The organism is Devosia sp., from assembly GCF_024707125.1.
Lineage (GTDB): Bacteria > Pseudomonadota > Alphaproteobacteria > Rhizobiales > Devosiaceae > Devosia.
Window position 1 is genome coordinate 17,593 of the sequence record NZ_JANQAH010000007.1, and the last position, 18,385, is coordinate 35,977.

The 18,385-nt window shown below is 60.3% G+C and carries 17 protein-coding genes; 11 read left to right on the plus strand and 6 right to left on the minus strand.

The window, feature by feature from the left end; genetic code table 11:
• Positions 1–60 precede the first annotated feature (60 nt).
• The gene (locus NVV77_RS05280) at positions 61–390 is read left to right on the plus strand and encodes a hypothetical protein (protein WP_295411442.1); all 330 of its coding nucleotides are present in this window, start codon (positions 61–63) and stop codon (positions 388–390) included.
• A gap of 54 nt (positions 391–444) precedes the next feature.
• Here NVV77_RS05280 and urtE read toward each other — a convergent pair whose 3' ends face one another.
• The 5 genes from urtE to urtA all read right to left on the minus strand — a co-directional run bounded on the left by urtE (position 445) and on the right by urtA (position 6,187).
• On the minus strand, positions 445–1,149 hold the full coding sequence (gene urtE, locus NVV77_RS05285; protein WP_295411443.1) for an urea ABC transporter ATP-binding subunit UrtE: 705 nt from the start codon (positions 1,147–1,149) through the stop codon (positions 445–447).
• Positions 1,146–1,895, minus strand: a complete 750-nt coding sequence (gene urtD, locus NVV77_RS05290) for an urea ABC transporter ATP-binding protein UrtD (RefSeq protein ID WP_295411444.1) — start codon at positions 1,893–1,895, stop codon at positions 1,146–1,148. The genes urtE and urtD overlap by 4 nt, the downstream gene beginning before the upstream one ends.
• A gap of 5 nt (positions 1,896–1,900) precedes the next feature.
• Positions 1,901–3,100, minus strand: coding sequence for an urea ABC transporter permease subunit UrtC (gene urtC, locus NVV77_RS05295; RefSeq protein ID WP_295411445.1), 1,200 nt, complete (start codon positions 3,098–3,100; stop codon positions 1,901–1,903).
• Positions 3,101–3,257: 157 nt separating this feature from the next.
• Complete coding sequence (gene urtB, locus NVV77_RS05300) at positions 3,258–4,868, minus strand: urea ABC transporter permease subunit UrtB (RefSeq protein ID WP_295411446.1); 1,611 nt, start codon at positions 4,866–4,868, stop codon at positions 3,258–3,260.
• 77 nt (positions 4,869–4,945) lie between these two features.
• Entirely contained in the window at positions 4,946–6,187 is a 1,242-nt protein-coding gene (gene urtA / locus NVV77_RS05305) for an urea ABC transporter substrate-binding protein (RefSeq protein WP_295412241.1), read from the minus strand.
• Between the two features lie 304 nt (positions 6,188–6,491).
• Here urtA and NVV77_RS05310 point away from each other — a divergent pair, with 304 nt between their 5' ends.
• The 3 genes from NVV77_RS05310 (at position 6,492) to NVV77_RS05320 (ending at position 11,246) form a co-directional block, all read left to right on the plus strand.
• Positions 6,492–9,866: an ATP-binding protein gene (locus NVV77_RS05310; RefSeq protein ID WP_295412243.1), complete on the plus strand. Its 3,375-nt coding sequence runs from the start codon at positions 6,492–6,494 to the stop codon at positions 9,864–9,866.
• Positions 9,853–10,779, plus strand: coding sequence for a response regulator (locus tag NVV77_RS05315; RefSeq protein ID WP_295411447.1), 927 nt, complete (start codon positions 9,853–9,855; stop codon positions 10,777–10,779). The genes NVV77_RS05310 and NVV77_RS05315 overlap by 14 nt, the downstream gene beginning before the upstream one ends.
• 140 nt (positions 10,780–10,919) lie before the next feature.
• Complete coding sequence (locus NVV77_RS05320; protein WP_295411448.1) at positions 10,920–11,246, plus strand: hypothetical protein; 327 nt, start codon at positions 10,920–10,922, stop codon at positions 11,244–11,246.
• A 97-nt stretch (positions 11,247–11,343) separates the two neighbouring features.
• On the opposite strand, the gene NVV77_RS05325 is transcribed toward NVV77_RS05320, so the two are convergent.
• The gene (locus NVV77_RS05325) at positions 11,344–11,982 is read right to left on the minus strand and encodes a helix-turn-helix transcriptional regulator (protein WP_295411449.1); all 639 of its coding nucleotides are present in this window, start codon (positions 11,980–11,982) and stop codon (positions 11,344–11,346) included.
• Positions 11,983–12,180: 198 nt separating this feature from the next.
• Here NVV77_RS05325 and NVV77_RS05330 point away from each other — a divergent pair, with 198 nt between their 5' ends.
• The 7 genes from NVV77_RS05330 (at position 12,181) to ppk2 (ending at position 18,370) form a co-directional block, all read left to right on the plus strand.
• Positions 12,181–13,341: a hypothetical protein gene (locus NVV77_RS05330; protein ID WP_295411450.1), complete on the plus strand. Its 1,161-nt coding sequence runs from the start codon at positions 12,181–12,183 to the stop codon at positions 13,339–13,341.
• Positions 13,342–13,691: 350 nt separating this feature from the next.
• Positions 13,692–14,192 (plus strand): hypothetical protein, encoded by a 501-nt coding sequence (locus NVV77_RS05335; protein ID WP_295411451.1) that lies wholly within the window; start codon positions 13,692–13,694, stop codon positions 14,190–14,192.
• Between the two features lie 77 nt (positions 14,193–14,269).
• Positions 14,270–14,443 carry a hypothetical protein gene (locus NVV77_RS05340; protein ID WP_295411452.1) on the plus strand — a complete coding sequence of 58 codons (174 nt, stop codon included), beginning with the start codon at positions 14,270–14,272 and terminating at the stop codon, positions 14,441–14,443.
• A gap of 165 nt (positions 14,444–14,608) precedes the next feature.
• Complete coding sequence (locus NVV77_RS05345) at positions 14,609–15,628, plus strand: ABC transporter substrate-binding protein (RefSeq protein ID WP_295411453.1); 1,020 nt, start codon at positions 14,609–14,611, stop codon at positions 15,626–15,628.
• 142 nt (positions 15,629–15,770) lie between these two features.
• The gene (locus tag NVV77_RS05350; RefSeq protein WP_295411454.1) at positions 15,771–16,562 is read left to right on the plus strand and encodes an ABC transporter ATP-binding protein; all 792 of its coding nucleotides are present in this window, start codon (positions 15,771–15,773) and stop codon (positions 16,560–16,562) included.
• Positions 16,559–17,374 (plus strand): ABC transporter permease, encoded by an 816-nt coding sequence (locus NVV77_RS05355; RefSeq protein WP_295411455.1) that lies wholly within the window; start codon positions 16,559–16,561, stop codon positions 17,372–17,374. Before NVV77_RS05350 ends, NVV77_RS05355 begins: the two co-directional genes overlap by 4 nt.
• Before the next feature lie 60 nt (positions 17,375–17,434).
• Positions 17,435–18,370, plus strand: a complete 936-nt coding sequence (gene ppk2, locus NVV77_RS05360; RefSeq protein WP_295411456.1) for a polyphosphate kinase 2 — start codon at positions 17,435–17,437, stop codon at positions 18,368–18,370.
• Positions 18,371–18,385: the final 15 nt, after the last annotated feature.

The window sequence follows — 18,385 nt, forward strand, 5'->3', positions numbered from 1 at the left end:
CATCTCGTTATTGAAGCGAGCAAACGCTCTTTCATAAAGAATTTTCAAGAGGTTATTCAAATGACCATCAAATCTGCTTTGTCTGTTGCTGCGCTTACTATCGCTCTCACTGGTGCTGCTTTTGCGCAGGGTATGACCATCAACGGCGTTGCCGTTTCCGAAGCCGACCAGCCAGCCGTCCAGGAGCGCTGCGATGGCTTGGCCAATGCCGAAGCCACGGAGTCGCTGACGGAATCGAGCGATTCCAGCGAAGACAGCACCGCCGGTGGCACTGATGCGGCAGTTGTGGACGCTCCTGCTGTCAACGAAGCCCAGGCCGCGACTGCGACGATCGATCTCGACACGATCGACCTGCAGGCCTGCATTGATGGCGGCTTCGTCAAACAATAATCGGTCGCTTTCAGCGGCTAGCAAGGGCATCTGGCTTCGGTCAGATGCCCTTTTTCATACCATCAGGTGTTTGCGCACGTCCGGCCGGTCGAGATCGCTCGCCGGGCCCTGGTGCATGATTTCGCCGCGGTCCATGACATAGATGTCGTCGGCAATTTCGCGGCAGAAATCGAGGAATTGTTCGACCAAGAGGATGGTCATGCCCTTTTCGTCGCGCAGGAATTGCAGGGCGCGGCCGATATCCTTGATGATCGAGGGCTGGATGCCTTCGGTAGGCTCGTCGAGGACCAGCACCTTGGGTCGGGTGACCAGAGCGCGGCCGATTGCAAGCTGCTGCTGTTGGCCACCCGAGAGGTCGCCGCCCCGCCGCCTAAGCATGGATTTCAGGACAGGGAACAGCTCGAAGATGTATTCGGGAATGTTACGTTCGCCGCGGGGGAGGCCGGCATAGCCGGTTTCGAGGTTTTCCTTGACCGTGAGCAGTGGGAAGATTTCGCGGCCCTGCGGCACGTAGCCGATACCCATGCGCGCGCGTTTATACGGTGGCGCTTTTTTGAGCACTTCGCTGCCGAAAGTTATGGCACCGGACGAGATGTGGTTGATGCCTGTGATGGCGCGGAGGGTCGACGATTTGCCGACGCCGTTACGGCCGAGCACAGCGGTGATCTTGCCAGGCTGGCAGTCGATGGAGACGCCCTTGAGCGCCTGTGCGGCGCCGTAGTGGAGGTCGATGGTTGAGATCGAGAGGGCTGCGGTCATCGTCCAAGATACCTTTCGATCACGACGGGATTGGCGCTGACCTGATCGAGAGAACCCTCGGCCAGTACTGCGCCTTCGGCCAGGCACACGACGCGCGAACCCAGCTCGCGCACGAAGCTCATGTCGTGCTCGACCACTACGACCGATCGGGTTTTTGCGATTTCGCGCAGCAGTTTCGCGGTCTCCTCGGTTTCGCTGTCGGTCATGCCGGCGACGGGTTCGTCGACGAGCAGGAGCTTAGGATCTTGTGCAAGCAGCATGCCAATTTCGAGCCACTGTTTCTGGCCGTGGCTGAGATTGGCGGCGTATTCGTCCTTGCGGTGGAGGAGCCTCACGGTTTCGAGGATTTCGGTGATGCGGGCCACGTCTTCCTCGCTGGGCGTGTAGAAGAGCGCAGCAAAGATGCCGCGCGGCTTCTTAAGCGCCATTTCGAGATTGTCCCAGATCGTGTGACTCTCGAAGACGGTAGGCTTCTGGAACTTGCGGCCGATGCCGAGATTGGCGATGGCGGCTTCGTCGAGCTTGGTGAGGTCGGTGCGGCCATCGAACATGACGTCGCCGTCATCGGGGCGGGTCTTACCCGTGATGATATCCATCATCGTGGTCTTTCCCGCGCCATTGGGGCCGATGATAGCAAGCATTTCGGTGGGGCGGACGATGATGGACAGATTGTTGATGGCCTTGAAGCCGTCAAAGGCAACCGAGACGCCGTTGAGGTAGAGCATCGTGTCCTGAGCTTTGCTCATTGGCTTTACTCCGCCGGCCGGGGTTGGACATTGTCGAAGGTTGAAGGGTCTTCGCCGCGCTCGATGTCAGCGGATTGGGCAGGGGTCGGCGCCGCCGGTTCCTCGGCCTTCTTGCGGCTGGCGCCAAAGAGTTGCTTCCAGAGCCCGACAATGCCTTTGGGCAGAAACAGGGTGACGAAGATGAAGAGGGCGCCGAGCGCGAAGAGCCAGAATTCGGGCAGGGCGCTGGTGAACCAGGATTTACCGAGATTGACGACGATGGCGCCGATAATCGGGCCGACCAGCGTGCCGCGCCCACCGACGGCGGTCCAGATGACCACTTCGATGGAATTGCCGGGCTCGAATTCGCCGGGATTGATGATGCCGACCTGCGGCACGTAGAGCGCGCCGGCAATGCCGGCCATGATGGCTGAGACGGTGAAGGCGAAGAGTTTCACGTATTCAACGCGGTAGCCAATGAAGCGGGTGCGGCTTTCGGCGTCGCGAACGGCAACCATGACCTTGCCGAGTTTGGAATTGACGATCATCGAGCAGATGAGGACCGACAGAGCCAGGGCGATTGCGGTCGCGGCGAAGAGGATGACGCGGGTGCTTTGGGCCTGAACCGGGGCGCCAAGGATGTCCTTGAAGTCGGTGAGGCCGTTATTGCCGCCAAAGCCCATGTCGTTGCGGAAGAAGGCAAGCAGCAGGGCGAAGGTCATCGCCTGGGTGATGATGGAGAGATAAACGCCGGTCACGCGGCTTCGGAAGGCGAAGAAGCCGAAGATGAAGGCGAGGAGGCCGGGCACCAGTACAACCATGGCCATGGCGAACCAGAAATTGTCGAAGCCGTACCAGTACCAGGGCAGCTCCTTCCAATTGAGGAAGACCATGAAGTCGGGCAGCGTCGGATTGCCATAGACGCCGCGGGTGCCGATCTGGCGCATGAGATACATGCCCATGGCATAGCCGCCGAGCGCGAAGAAGGCGCTGTGGCCGAGCGAGAGAATGCCGCAATAGCCCCAGACGAGATCCAGTGCGAGCGCCAGGATGGCGTAGCTGAGATACTTACCGAGCAGGGAGACGAGGTAGGTCGGGACGTGGCCGAACTGGCCGGGCGGAATAAGCAGATTGGCCATCGGCACGAGTACGGCAACGGCGAGGAAGATGCCGATGACCCAGACGGCCTTTTTGTCGAGCGCGCGGAACAGGGCTTGGGTCAGCATGGGCAATATCCAGTCAGATTGAGAAACCCTCTCATCCGGCGCTGCGCGCCACCTTCTCCCCGAGAGGGAGAAGAATAAGAGGGGAGCACCATTCCTCTCCCACTTGGGGAGAGGGTGGATCGGGCGAAGCCCGAGACGGGTGAGGGGGCTTTCAAACTCATTGTTCGATCGCCCGTCCCTTGAGGGCGAAGAGGCCCCGCGGACGCCGCTGGATGAACAGGATGATCAGCACCAGGATCAGAATCTTGCCGAGCACCGCGCCGGCATAGGGCTCGAGGAATTTGTTGGCGACGCCGAGCGTCAGTGCGCCGACAAAGGTGCCCCAGAGATTGCCCACGCCGCCGAAGACCACGACCATGAAACTGTCGATGATGTAGTTTTGGCCGAGGTTGGGAGAGATGTTGTCGATCTGTGTGAGTGCGACGCCGGCGAGGCCGGCAATGCCCGAGCCGAGGCCGAAGGTCATGGCATCGACGAATGGGGTGCGGATGCCCATGGCAGAGGCCATGCGGCGGTTCTGGGTGACTGCACGCATTTGCAGGCCGAGCGGCGTGCGGTTGAGGACCAGCAGGAGCGCGAAGAAGACGATCAGCGCGAAGATGACGATCCAGAAGCGGTTGTAGGTGATGGCGAGGCCGAAGAATTCGGTCGAGCCAGACATCCAGGTGGGGGCGATGACCATCTGGTTGGTTGGGCCGAAGATCGAGCGCACGGTCTGCTGCAGGATCAGCGACAGACCCCAGGTAGCGAGCAGGGTTTCGAGCGGACGGCCATAGAGCCAGCGGATGATGCCGCGCTCGATGCCAACGCCGATGGCGCCGGTGACAAGGAAGGCGACGGGCAGGGCGATGAGCAGGGAATAATCGAGCAGGCCCGGGAAATTCTGGCGGATGACGAGCTGGACGAGGAAGGTCGTATAGGCGCCGAGCATGACCATTTCGCCGTGGGCCATGTTGATGACGCCCATGACGCCGAAGGTGATGGCAAGGCCAATGGCGGCGAGGAGGAGCACCGAGCCGAGCGAGACGCCGAACCAGACGTTTTGCAGTGCACCCCAGACTGCGCGGCCCTGTTCGAGACCAGCAATGGCGGCCTCGATGGTCGGCTTTACCTCGTCGGGCGCATTGGAGAGGGCGCCGGTGAGGATGGTGATGGCATTGCGGCCGGCGCCAGCCACGACCTGTGGCACGGCGGCGTTCTTGTCTTCGATGCTGGCGTCTTCGCTCGTCAGGATCGTTACGGCGCGAGCAGCCTGCATGGCCGAGCGGACATTGGCGTCGGTTTCGGCAGCGATAGCTTCGTCGAGCAGTGGCAGATTGGCGGCGTCGGGCTTAGCGAGAAAGCCCTGGGCGGCCGACAGGCGCGTCGAGGGATTGTCGCTCATCAGCGTCATGCCGGAAAGGGCAGCGGAAATATCGCGCCTCAGGCCGTTGTTGACGCGGATGCGGGAGAGGTCGGCTTCGGCACCGAGATCGACGGCCTCGCCGGTCAAGGGATCGGTGATGGCCGAGCCGGTCTGGATGATAACACGGCCGGAGGTTTCATCGAGATAGAGATTGCCGTCGGCGAGGGCGGTGAGAACCGGGACCACGCTGTTGTCACCGGTGGAGGAGAGCTCGACAACGATCTGCGTGAGTTCCTTGAGGCTCGCTTCACCCATGGCGGCGATCTGGGCCGGAATGTCCACGGCATCCTGCGCGCGGGCAATTTGCGTGGGGAGCAGAAGCGACAGGGTGAGCAGGGCCAGGCGGAGAAGTTGAGTCAGCATCGCTTGGAAAGTCCTTGTCGCTGCGAGAGAAAGAGGCAGGGGCGGAGGCCGCCCCTGCCGGGAGCTAAGCGCTGGGCTTACTGTGCTGCGACAGCGCCGCCGCAGGACTTGGTTTCGGTGTTGTAGTTGCCGCAGTTGACCGGGGCGGTCCAATCGGCTTCCAGCATCTTGGATTCGGGCAGGAAGTCGGACCATGCGTCGCCGGGGACGAGGTCTTCGGTTTCCCAGACCACGAAGAACTGGCCGTCATCCTGGATTTCGCCAATCAGCACGGGCTTGGTGATGTGGTGGTTGGGGAGCATCTTGGCGACGCCGCCGGTCAGGTTCGGGGTTTCGAGGCCGACGATCGAGTCGATGACAGCATCGGCTTCGGTCGAACCGGCAGCTTCCACGGCCTTTACCCAGAGGTTGAAGCCGATCACGTGGGCTTCCATCGGGTCATTGGTGACGCGGGTGTCGGAGCCGATGAATTTCTGCCAATCAGCAATGAAGGCTTCGTTTTCGGGGGTGTCGACCGACATGAAGTAGTTCCATGCGGCGAGGTGGCCCACCAGCGGGGTGGTGTCGAAGCCGGAGAGTTCTTCTTCGCCGACCGAGAAGGCGACGACCGGGATGTCTTCGGCCTTGATGCCCTGGTTGCCCAGCTCACGGTAGAACGGCACGTTGGCGTCGCCGTTGATGGTCGAGACCACGGCGGTCTTCTTGCCTTCCGAACCGAAGGCCTTGATGTCGGAGACGATGGTCTGCCAATCGGAATGACCGAAGGGCGTGTAGTTGATCATGATGTCTTCTTTGGCGACGCCCTTATCGAGCAGGTACTGCTCGAGGATCTTGTTGGTCGTCTGCGGATAGACATAGTCGGTGCCTGCGAGCACCCAGCGTTCCACGCCTTCTTCATCGGCGAGGTAATCGACGGCCGGGATGGCCTGCTGGTTCGGCGAAGCGCCGGTGTAGAACACGTTGCGCTGGGATTCTTCGCCTTCGTACTGGACAGGGTAGAAGAGCAGCGAGTTCAGTTCTTCAAAGACCGGGAGAACGGACTTGCGGCAGACCGAGGTCCAGCACCCGAAAACCGCGTCAACGCCGTCGACTTCGATCAGCTGCCGAGCGAGTTCGGCGGCCAGCGGCCAGTCCGAAGCAATATCGACCACGACGGGTTCGAGCTTCTTGCCCAGAACGCCGCCCTTGGCGTTTTGCTGTTCGATCAGGAACAGCATGGTGTCCTTGAGGGTGGTTTCCGAAATCGCCATTGTGCCCGAAAGCGAGTGGAGGATACCAACCTTGATGGTGTCTTCCTGTGCCATGGTCGGAACAACCATGGGCAGGGAAATGCTGCCGGCGAGTGCCGCGGCGAGCAGGGCGCTTTTTGCGCGGGTGAAGTTCATAAGTTCGTCCCTCTAACTTTGTTGACCCCAGGAGACAGCCAAGGGAGGCGCCTCGATGGGGGCACCTGAGACGATTTTTTAACGCTGCCCTATACGTCGATTGACGTAACTGCCTGACAGACAGATTCCGCCTAGTGCCGGAAGGGCCTGAAAAACCGCGTGATTTTGCCAAAAACCGTGCTAAGACAGGCGTGGCGAATTTTTGGGCAGCGCGGCGAATTGGTTAAGGCTTGAGCGAATAATGGCGCGGCAACGGATCATTCCCATCAGGCGCGAATACAATCGCTGGGTCGCCAATCAGACGCTTGAGGACTATGCGCTGCGTTTTACCGCCAAGTCGGCGCGGCGTTTTTCAAACGATCGAATCTCGCAGACGGCCATTGGCGCGATCTCGTTTTTGGCGCTGGAGGCCATTGGCGGTAGCATTACGTTGTCATATGGGACAACCAATGCGCTGATTGCGATAGTCGTCGCGTCAATCGCCATCCTGCTTGTTGGCATCCCCATCTCGCGCTATGCGACGCGGCATGGCGTGGACGTCGACCTGCTCACCCGCGGGGCGAGCTTTGGCTATATCGGCTCGACGATCACCTCGCTGATCTACGCGAGTTTTACCTTCATCCTCTTCGCCATTGAAGCCTCGATCATGTCGAGCGCGCTGCAATTGGCTTTCGGCATTCCGCTCTGGATAGGGCACATCATTTCGGCGCTGATCGTCATTCCGCTGGTGACGCATGGCATCAGGATGATTTCGAGCTTTCAGGTGCTGACGCAGCCGATCTGGCTCGTGCTGAATATTCTTCCCTTTTTCTTCATCGCCTTTCTGGATTGGGAAAAGTTCGACCTTTGGCGGGCCTTTGCTGGGCTGGGGCAGCCGGAAGGGGCGGCGGGCAGCATTGCGCCTTTTGACATCGCCAAGTTTGGGGCGGCCTCGGCGGTGATCCTGGCGCTGATGACGCAGATCGGTGAGCAGGTCGATTTTTTGCGATTTTTGCCGGCGGAGGGTGCGCCGAAGTGGCGGCACAAGGTCGGGATTTTTCTGGCTGGGGCAGGGTGGGTTGTCGTTGGTGCGCCCAAGCTGATCGCGGGGTCGTTCCTGGCTTTTCTTGCGCTGTCGGCGGGCGTTTCGCCCGAGCATGCGTCAGAGCCCGGTTACATGTATGCCGTAGCCTTTGGCTACATGATCCCCAATGAGTTCATTGCCCTGATGCTGATGGCCGTCTTCGTGGTGGTCAGCCAGCTCAAGATCAATGTGATGAACGCCTATGCCGGGTCGCTGGCCTGGTCGAACTTCTTCTCGCGGCTGACCCATAGCCATCCGGGTCGGGTTGTCTGGTTGCTCTTCAATGTCGCCATTGCGCTGCTTCTTATGGAGCTGGGCATCTATCGGCTGCTGGAAGAGACGCTCGGCATCTTTTCCATCATTGCCATGGCTTGGCTCTGCTCGATTTCGGCCGATCTTTTCGTCAACAAGCCGCTGGGCCTGTCGCCGCCCGGTATCGAGTTCAAGCGCGCGCATCTCTATGACATCAATCCCGTCGGTGTCGGGTCGATGCTGCTGTCGGCGGTGATCGCGCTGGCGGCGCATTTTGGTGCTTTTGGCGAGATGGCTGCGGCGCTGGCGCCTTATATCGCACTGGTGGTTTGTTTCATCGCATCGCCGGCCATCGCCTGGGCCACCAAGGGGAAATATTACCTCGCCCGCAAACCGCGGAAAGCATGGGCGAACAAGACCTCGCTGACTTGTTCGATCTGCGAACACCCCTTCGAGCCCGAGGACATGGCTTGGTGCCCCGCCTATGCGGCGCCGATCTGTTCGCTCTGCTGTTCGCTCGATGCGCGTTGCCATGACATGTGCAAGCCGCACGCGCATTTCCGGGCGCAGACGCATGCGGTGGCTTCGAGCGTGCTGCCGCAATGGGCGATCGAGAAATTGCAAACCCGGCTTGGGCGCTACGGCATGTCCATGGGCATTGCGACGGCGATCCTCGGCGGCATCCTTGGGCTGATCTATTATTTCGCCAGCCAATCGGCGCCGCATACGGCCGATGTGGTGGGCGGCACACTACTCGTGGTGTTCTTCGTCTTCGCGGTGGCCGCGGGGATCATGACGTGGTTCCTCGTGCTGGCGCATGACAGCCGGCTGGTTGCCGAAGAGGAGAGCACGCGACAAAACACGCTGCTGCTCAAGGAAATCGACGCCCACGGCAAGACCGATGCCGAGTTGCAGCGCGCCAAGGAAAAGGCCGAGGCGGCCAATCAGGCCAAGTCGCGCTACGTCGTCGGCCTCAGCCACGAATTGCGCACGCCGCTCAACGCGGTGATGGGCTATGCGCAGATATTGGAGCGCGATCCCGAAGTGCCGGAGAACAGGCGTGGCTCAGTGCAAGTCATCCGCCGCAGTGCCGAGCATCTGTCGGGGCTGATCGATGGCCTGCTCGATATTTCCAAGATCGAGGCGGGGCGGCTGCACGTCTATTCGAACGAGATCAATATCCAGGATTTTCTGGATCAGATCGTCGACATGTTCCGGCTGCAGGCGGGAGCCAAGGGGCTGGAATTTCGCCATACGCGCGCCAAGGCCCTGCCGATCTATGTGCGGACCGACGAAAAGCGGCTGCGGCAAATATTGGTCAATCTGCTCTCGAACGCCATCAAGTTCACCAGCTCGGGCCATGTCAGCTTCGAGGTCACCTATCGCATGCAGGTGGCGACGTTCACGGTCTCGGACAGCGGCAGCGGTATTTCACCTGGCGATCTCGACCATATCTTCGAGCCCTTCGTGCGTGGTGAAGCCGAGCATAATCGCTTTACGCCGGGCCTTGGCCTTGGGCTAACCATCACAAAACTGCTGACGGAAACGCTGGGTGGCGAAATCACCGTGTCGAGCACGGTTGGCGTCGGTACCCGCTTTCAGGCGCGGTTGATGCTGGCGAAGGTCGAGCGCCTGAGCCAAGGCCGGGCCGATCTGCGCCGCATCGTCGGTTATGCCGGGCCGGCGCGGGTGCTCATGGTGGTCGACGACAATCAGGACCATCGCGAATTGATGCGCGAAATGCTCTCGCCTTTGGGCTTTGTCGTGCTGACGGCGGCCGATGGTCTTGCGTGCCTCGATCTTGTCGCTACCACGCGGCCTGATATGTTTTTCGTCGATATCCGCATGCCGGGCATGAGCGGATGGGATCTCGTCTCGGCCCTGCGCGAACGGGGTATTGCCGAGCCCATCGTCATGCTCTCGGCCAATATCGGCGATGGGGCAGGGCCGGCCAGTCGCGATGCCGGACACAATGACGCGCTGGCAAAGCCCTTCGACCTCGCGCAATTGCTCGACAAGATCGGGGCGCAACTGGCGCTGGACTGGACCTATTTCGAGGCTCAGACGCCCAAGCTAAAGAGGACGAAAAAGCTGCGTTCGCCTGGGGTTGAGCACTTGCGTGACTTGGCCAATCTGGGGCAAATCGGCCATATCAGAGGGATAGAAGCGAAATTGACCGAACTGGCCGTCGATCCCAATAACGAGCCCTTGGTGACCGCCTTGCGCGGGCACATGGAGAGCTTCGATTTCGACGGCTATGCGGAACTGCTCGAACGGGTCAGCCATGAGCCGGATTGAGAAGGACCAAGACATTGTCCTGCTTGTCGATGACTCGCCGGAGTCCCTGGGCTTCCTGACGACCGCGCTTGAAGAAGCGGGTGTGACCGTGCTGGTGGCGCGCAGCGGCGAGGCGGCGCTCAATATCGTGCAGCGCGTCGTGCCCGATGTGGTGCTGATGGATGCGGTCATGCCCGGGCTCGATGGTTTTGAAACCTGCCGTCGTTTGAAAGCCATGGCGCCGCTGACCCACGTGCCTGTCATCTTCATGACCGGGCTGACCGAAACCGAGCACATCGTCCATGCGCTCGAAAGCGGCGGCGTGGACTATCTCTCAAAGCCCATCAATGTCGACGAATTGCGCGCCCGTATCCGGGTGCACCTCGCCAATGCCCGCCGCGCCCAGAGCGCGCGGATTGCGCTCGATGCGGCCGGCCGGCATCTGGTGGCCTTTGGCGCCGATGCTGCAGTGCTCTGGTCGACGCCGCAGGCAAACAAGCTGCTTGAACGCTCCGGCATGGATTCGGACCATCAAGCCGATATGTCCGGCGGTTTCTCTCGTTGGCGCCTCGATCATGGCGATGCGGCACCGGGCAGTGGGTTCGATCTCAACCTGCCGGGCGCGCCGGGACTGCAATTTGCCTTCCTCGGTGTCGTTGGCGGCGATGAATATCTCTTCCGCCTCACCGGTGCGCAGGAAGAGGGGCAGGAGGACAATCTCCGCCAGCACTTTGGGTTGACGCAGCGTGAGAGCGAAGTGCTGCTCTGGATCGCGCGGGGAAAATCCAACCGCGATATCGGCGATATTCTCGGCCTCAGCCCGCGGACGGTGAACAAGCACCTCGAACAGGTCTATGCCAAGCTCGGTGTTGAAAACCGCGCCTCGGCCGCCATCAAGGTCATTCAGGCCATGCAGGCAAGCTTCGAGCTTTAGGGCTTTCCCCTAGTTTGGGTCTGCAAACGCGTTTAGTGCGCATGAAACGCATATTCTAAGCCTCCTCAATTGCCCAAAGTGGCGCCCTCGGGTTCTCTCGCTCGTGTCGAAACCGACATGTTTTCAAGGGAGTAACGAGTATGAAGACTGTGATCGCACTTTCCGTCGTGGCTGCCATGGCGATGACTTCGGGCGCTCATGCCGGCGGCTTCTTCGCCAAGCGCACCAACAATGTTCTCAGCAATATCACCGGCCTCGTCGCGACGGTGGGCGATGTCGCCGAAGTGGGCAATGTCAATGTCCTCAACGGCAATACCGTCGCCGTGGGCAATAACAGCAGCATTCTCTCGGGCATTCTGAGCGGCAACAACACTGCCAATGGCAATTCCATTCTCAATGGCGTGCTGAACGGCAACGGCATCCTGGGCATCGGCGGCCAGAACCAGACCAAGAAGCACGGCTGGTAGCTCCTGCGGCGGGGTGTTACCTCCAACCCGCCACGGACGCCAGACCCGCGCCGGAGCCCCCCGGCGCGGGTTTTTATTACTGCGAAGGCACAAGGGATCAGGAGGCGGGGGCCATCTGCCGCCAAAGCGTGAGGGAATGCCGCTCCCCTTCGTCAGGTGTCAGGCGAACCTCTTCAAGCCGGATTTCCTTGCCTTCGAGGCCGGTTGCTTCGCGAAAACTCGGTTCCACCAGACAGAGGCGCGTGCCGACCACCGTGTGAATGGTCTTGGTGATGATCGCGCACCAGTCGCGACCATTCTCCACGAAGGGGATGGTGATCTTGAGGCTCACCACGCCGGCCGGTCGAGCCAGCAATTCGCAGAAGCGGGCATGAACCGGAGCAAAGGCTGGATTTTTCTGCGGGTCGATCACCCAGCCGAAGCGATCGAGCGGGCCGGATGAAAGTTTCAGTGGCCGGCTGCAGGCGATGATCGTGTGGCTGGCATCCATCAGCAGCAGGTTCTGGTGCGACTCTTCCACGAAATAGCGCAGGGCTACCAGCGGATCGGCCTCGGGGCCCCAGATCAGGCGGCGGATGGCTTCGATATTGTGCGGGCGGGGGGCGTCTCGCCCACTTTCCCAGCGGCTGACCTGGCTCTGCGTGACGCCGAGGCTTTTGGCGACGGCGTCCTGTTGCAGGCGGGCGCGGATGCGCCAATTGCGCAGGGCGGTGCAAAGTTCACTCGGTTTTGGCATGGCCAGCTCCTTTTGAGTGGAGCCAAAATCCCGGAGTGATGCCGAAGATCATAGTTAATAGAATACTTACGCGAGCAACTTCCAGCATTAAGGCTTAATCTCAACGCTGCCGGGCAGGTAAATGTACTGACCCTCTACGTGAAATATTGGTTACTGAACTATGAGCATTCTCATCCGGTAGCTCCGCCGGAGATTGAGATGCGACGGTTTTCTTGCATTGCGGTATGGGTGGTCAGTGTTTCGGCGGTCCTCGGGGAGGATGCTTTTGCGCTCAAGAGCACTGTCGAGACGGGCTGGACCAGCAATGTCACGGAAAGTGTCGATGCGCCGTCCGACCTGTTTGTCGAACACAAGCATGAGCTGTCGCTGTCGCATTCCATGGGTGCCTTGTCGCTGCGCGGCACTCTGCTGTTCGAGCAGACGCGCTTTGCCACCATCGCCGTGGAGGATGACATGTCGGCGGCGGCCGGCGTTGAGGCCGCATTGGAACTCGACAAGGGCATGGTGCTGCGCGCCGGCTATGCCCTGACGCGCGACTGGATCGGGGAAGGTTTGCCGCTCAATGGCGCGATGATCGGCGTTGCAAACGGGAAAGTAACCCACGAAACCATGATGGAACTGGCGGTCATAGGAACCGACCAGCAAGTCAACGTGACGGTGAACGCAAGCTGGCGTTATCCAGGGGATGCCATCATTTCCGGCCTGCCGATCACGTTGCCGCCTGTTCGGCTCGACCCTGAAGTGGGCGTTGTCGCCGTAGGGGTGAACTGGGAGAAGGCTGTAACGGGCACCATGGCTGTGCTCGGCCGGCTCAAGGGCGATTTTTCCAACGTTCCGGAGCCTGACCAGCTCGACTATGGCCGCCTGCCGGGAACTGCTGGAACCGCCGCTGGCGGCGTTCGCGCCAAGGCGGGCAATCTTTTCGTCGAGTTCCTGGCTGGGGCGACAATGGTCTGGCCGCTGATCGATCCGGGCCTGCGCGAGATTTTGCCTTATCTGGCGATGCAGTCGGAACTCGCCCTGGGTGATAGGTGGACTGTCGCCCTGCGGGCCGAAAAGAGCGTGGATTTGGACGATCCGCTCGATCCCGTTGCCAGCAGCATCAGCGAGGTCGAGCTTTCGGCGCGGTATCGCATGACCGATGCCCTTTCGGTCTCGGCGGCGGTCAGCCGCAGCGACGAGATGGGGATTTTCGATGCAAGCCAGACCCGGCGGGTTCAGACGGCCAGCCTGCGCCTCGACTATGCCATCGCGGATCAGGCGAGCCTGTCGCTGGCTGCCTTGCGAAAATGGGTGGAGGAGGGCGGCGACAATTATGACGTCGACCGCTTCACCCTGGCGATCTCTACGCAATTTTAGCGCGGTCGCCGATGTGAACGGCTTTCGGGGAACTGATGTGGGAAATGGGTCGTTGTGCAGGCGAACCACAGTTCTGCTGTGGCGAGCCACGCGGCGGTCCCGGCAGGGATTCAGCCCGATAAGTCGGCGGTGGCAGGAAGGCTGACGCTCCTTTGCTGTAGCCCCGATGGGGCGCGGAACTTCGGTTCCGCGCCTTTTTTGTTGACGTATAGACCGGTTAATTTTTGTCTATATTTATGTATTGATCCATTGTTTACCAGTTGACTTAGTTGTCGCTTCGAAATGCAACTCAAGTTGGTCTTCGCTCGTCACTTCTATGCGGCAATTGGTCGCGAAGATGGAGATGAGTTATGAAAAGAACAGTTCTTTCGTTTCTGCCTCTGGTCTTTATCGCGAGTGTTTCGGCGCCCGCTCAGGCGCAGAACTTGCTTGGAATCATTGGCGGAAGTGGCGAAGAGGCGCTGATCACGCTCGGTTCGGGGGATGCCTCGAACTCGGGTCTGGTCAATGTCGGTCTCGGTGGCGAGAACCAGTTGCTCGATGCGCAAATCGGGGGCGGCTCTGATATCGCCAACGCCACGGTCGGTAGCGGTGGCGGCAGTCTGCTTGATGCCGATGTCGGGCTGCTCAACGGCGCTGTCGGCGTTGGTGCTACCGTGGGCGGCAGCAGTCTCGCCAATATTGGCGTGTCGATCGGCGGGGGCGGCGCTCCGGACAATGGCGGCAATCCCGGCAATGGCGGTGGAAACGGTGGCGGCGTCGGCAACGGCGGCGTTCCGGTTTTCTCGGCATCCAACGGCGGGGGGCGCCAGTCTGTGTTGGCACCAGCCCTGGTGATGTTCAGCGCCTGATCCAGGGCACGCAGATCGGCGGTTCGTGGCAGCGCGCCAGCAATGTCGAGATCCGTCGTGTCGATATGTGCCCGGAGATGCAAACCTGGCTTGCCGCCGCGCTGACCAACTCCGGCCTCGGCAATTCGCTACGTTCGGCGATCAACAGCGATAGCCTGCTGAGCGCTTCGATCGACCGGTCTTCCTACAATTCAAACCGGGTCTTTGCCGTCCAACAGCGTGGCAACCAGTTGACTGTGTTCGTTTACTAGGGCTAGCCTGCGCCAGCTTTAAGCAAGTTTGGACCCAATATCTCAGCATGTCGCCTACAAATTAGGCGACATGCAAAAATGACCTATTTGTAATCAGTTTTTGCTTGCGCCCCCGAAAATGCTGCGCTTGTCTTGCTCTCGCAATTTCATTTGGGGACGTCATTCATGCTCAATCGCAGGCATTTCACTGCCGCCATCCTGCTGGGTTCGTTGGCCTTTGCCGCGCCGGCCATGGCGCAGACCGATATCAAGCTCACGCTCGACTGGCGCTTCGAAGGTCCTGCGGCTGGTTTCCTGCTGGCCCAGGACAAGGGCTATTTCGCCGAAGAGGGGCTCAACGTCACGATCGACACCGGCAATGGCTCGGTGGAGGCGATCCCGCGTGTTGCGACCGGCGCCTACCAGTTCGGTTTTGGTGACATCAATTCGCTGATCAAGTTCCTCGACGAAGACAATACCCAGCCGGTCAAGGCCATCATGATGGTCTATGACAAGTCGGTGTTTTCGGTCATCGGTCGCAAGTCTCTGGGGGTCACTGACGATCCGAAGTCGCTTGAAGGCAAGAAGCTCGGCGCGCCGCCACCGGATGGCGCCTTCGCCCAGTGGCCCGCCTTCGTGGAAGTCGCCGGGATCGACACCTCGGCAATCACGCTTGAATCCATCGGTTTCCCGGTGCGTGAGCCCATGCTGGCCTCTGGCGATGTCGATGGTGTCTTCGGCTTTGCCTTCTCGGTGATCCTCAATCTCAAGGCCAATGGCGTGCCGGACGACGATATCGCCACCATTCTCTTCGCCGACCACGGGCTGAACCTTTATGGCAATGCCATCATGGTCAACGAGGCCTTTGCCGACGAAAACCCGGAGGCGGTGAAGGGGTTTCTCCGCGCCTTGGCCAAGGGTTTTGCTGATGCCGTCAGCGATCCGGCCGCAGGTGCTGCCGCCGTTCTCGCTCGCAATGAGACGCTCAATATCGACACCGAGACCGAGCGCCTGACCATGGCCAATGAGATGAATATCAAGACGCCCTATGTCGTCGAAAACGGCTTTGGCGGCATCGACGAGGCGCGCCTCGCTGCCTCCATAGAAACGCTGAAGATCTCGATGGGCCTCAAGGGCAATGTTACGGCCGCCGACGTCTTCGACGCACAGTACCTGGCCCCGGCCGCAGAGCGCATGCTGCCCTAGTACACAATCGCCATTCTCCCCCAAGGGGAGAAGGCCGAATTCCCGGGCGATTAAGGGACGCCCGGGTACTTCCGCTCCGGGCCGTTCTTTCGAGGGAACGGGGATGGCTCGGGGCGGACCCTCTTATTCTTCGAGGTGCGACATGGCTTCGCCGCTGGTCTCCATTGAAAATGTCGACATGCGCTACGGCGGGCCGACCGGCACGCTGGCGGTGAGCGGGCTCAATCTGAAAATCAATCGCGGTGAATTTGTTGCCGTGGTTGGTCCTTCGGGTTGCGGCAAGTCCACGCTGATGAAGCTGACGACGGGGCTGCATATTCCGCAGACAGGCGCTGTCATCGTTGCCAATCAACAGGTCACCAAGCCCGTTTCCATTGTCGGCATGGCGTTCCAGAACCCAACCATGCTGCCGTGGCGCACGACGCTCGAAAACATTCTCCTGCCGCTCGAAATCGTCGAGAGGCATCGGCATCGGTTGCGAAGCCATAAGGCTGAATATGTGGCCAAGGCCGAGAAGCTGCTGGAGACAGTTGGGCTGAAAGGTTTTGGCGAGAAGTTCCCGTGGCAGCTTTCCGGAGGCATGCAGCAGCGCGCCAATCTTTGTCGCGCGCTGATCCATGAACCCGAATTGCTGATGCTCGACGAGCCTTTTGGTGCGCTCGACGCCTTTACCCGCGAAGAACTCTGGTGCGTCATCCGCGACCTCCATGCCAGCCAGGATGTCACTATCGTTCTTGTCACCCACGATCTACGCGAAAGCGTGTTCCTGGCAGACAAGGTCGTGGTGATGTCGGCGCGGCCGGGCAGGGTGATTTCCGAACACGTCGTGCCGTTCGAACGGCCGCGACAGCTCGAATTGCTCTACGAGCCGGCTTTCAACGAAATGGTGCAGAAGCTGCACGGGGAAATCGCCACCGCGAGGGCTGCCGCATGACGACGCTCGATACGACAACGCCGGTTGCCGTGCCGCCAAAGCCGGCCTTCAAGGTCGATTGGGTGCGGCTGGCGCCGTTCCTCTACACCGTCGGCCTCTTTGTCATTTGGGAGATCGGTGTCCGCATTTCCGGTCTACCGCATACTATCCTGCCGACGCCGACGCGGGTGTTTGAGGCGATCATTCAATACTGGTCGCCCATCTGGAAGAACTCGCTCCAGACGCTCTACACCACCGTGCTCGGCTTCATGATTGCCGTGGTGGCAGGTCTTGGTATCGGTCTCTTCATCGGCTGGTCCAGGACCATCTATGCCGGTCTCTATCCGATCATGGTCGGCTTCAATGCCATCCCGAAAGTGGCGCTGGTTCCCATTCTCGTCATCTGGTTCGGCATCGGCACTGTGCCCGCCGTACTGACGGCATTCCTGATTTCCTTCTTCCCCATCGTCGTGAACGTCGCGACAGGCCTCGCGACCATCGAACCCGAAACCGAGGACGTGCTCCGCGCCCTTGGGGCCAAGAAGATGGACATCATGCTCAAGGTCGGTATTCCGCGCTCGATGCCCTACTTTTTCGGCTCACTGAAGGTAGCGATCACGCTGGCCTTCGTCGGCTCGGTGGTCAGCGAAACGGTGGCTTCCAATTCCGGCCTCGGCAATATGATGGCCTCGGCCCAGTCCAACTTCAACGTGCCGCTGGTCTTTGCCGGTCTGCTGATGCTCGCCGTTGAAGGCATCGCCATGTATGCTCTGATGGCCTGGGTCGAAAAGCGCATGACCGGCTGGGCGCATCGTTCAACAATGGCCAACTAAGAGTGTCACAAAAGTGCAATCCTGGTGTGGCCAATGGTGCCGCATCCGGAGGGCTCTCAAGTGAACGACTTCGACCAAAACGCGCGCTTCGAACAATTCGAGGCGGAACTGAACCGCATTCGCGAAGAGATTACCGACAGTTTTGACGAAGAGCTCGAGCTGCAGTTCGAGGACGATCAGCTCGAGGCGCTTGCCGAAGAAGGCGAGCGGGCAGGGCGCAAGTCGATCGACCGCAATGTCTATTTTCGCGAGCTATTCCGCCTGCAGCACGAGCTGGTGCGGCTGCAGGACTGGATTGTTCATAACAAACTGAAGGTTGCGGTTATTTTCGAAGGCCGCGATTCCGCCGGCAAGGGCGGGGCGATCAAGCGCATCACCCAGCGGCTCAATCCGCGCGTCTGCCGCGTCGTTGCGCTGCCCGCGCCGTCCGACCGCGAAAAGACCCAGTGGTATTTTCAGCGCTATGTGCCCCATCTCCCGGCGGCCGGCGAAATGGTACTGTTCGACCGCTCCTGGTACAATCGTGCCGGTGTCGAGCGCGTCATGGGTTTCTGCTCGCCGGACGAGCTGGAAGAGTTCTTCCGCACCGTGCCGGAATTCGAAAAGATGCTCATCCGCTCGGGCATCATCCTCATCAAATTCTGGTTCTCCATCACCAATGAAGAGCAGGAATTCCGCTTCCGCATGCGCATTCAGGACCCGCTGAAGCAGTGGAAGCTCTCGCCCATGGACATGGAATCCCGCCGCCACTGGGAAGACTACACCAAGGCCAAGGAAGACATGCTGGCGCGAACCCACACCACGGATTCGCCCTGGTGGGTGGTGCAGGCCGATGACAAAAAGCGCGCGCGCCTCAATTGCATCGCGCATCTCCTCGAAGCCATTCCCTATGACGAAGTGCCCAAGCCGGACATTGTTCTGCCCGAGCGCATCCGTCACCCCGATTACCACCGCGGGCCTGTGCCGCAGGAGATGTATGTGAAGGCGATCTACTAAGCGCCCCTCAAGGCT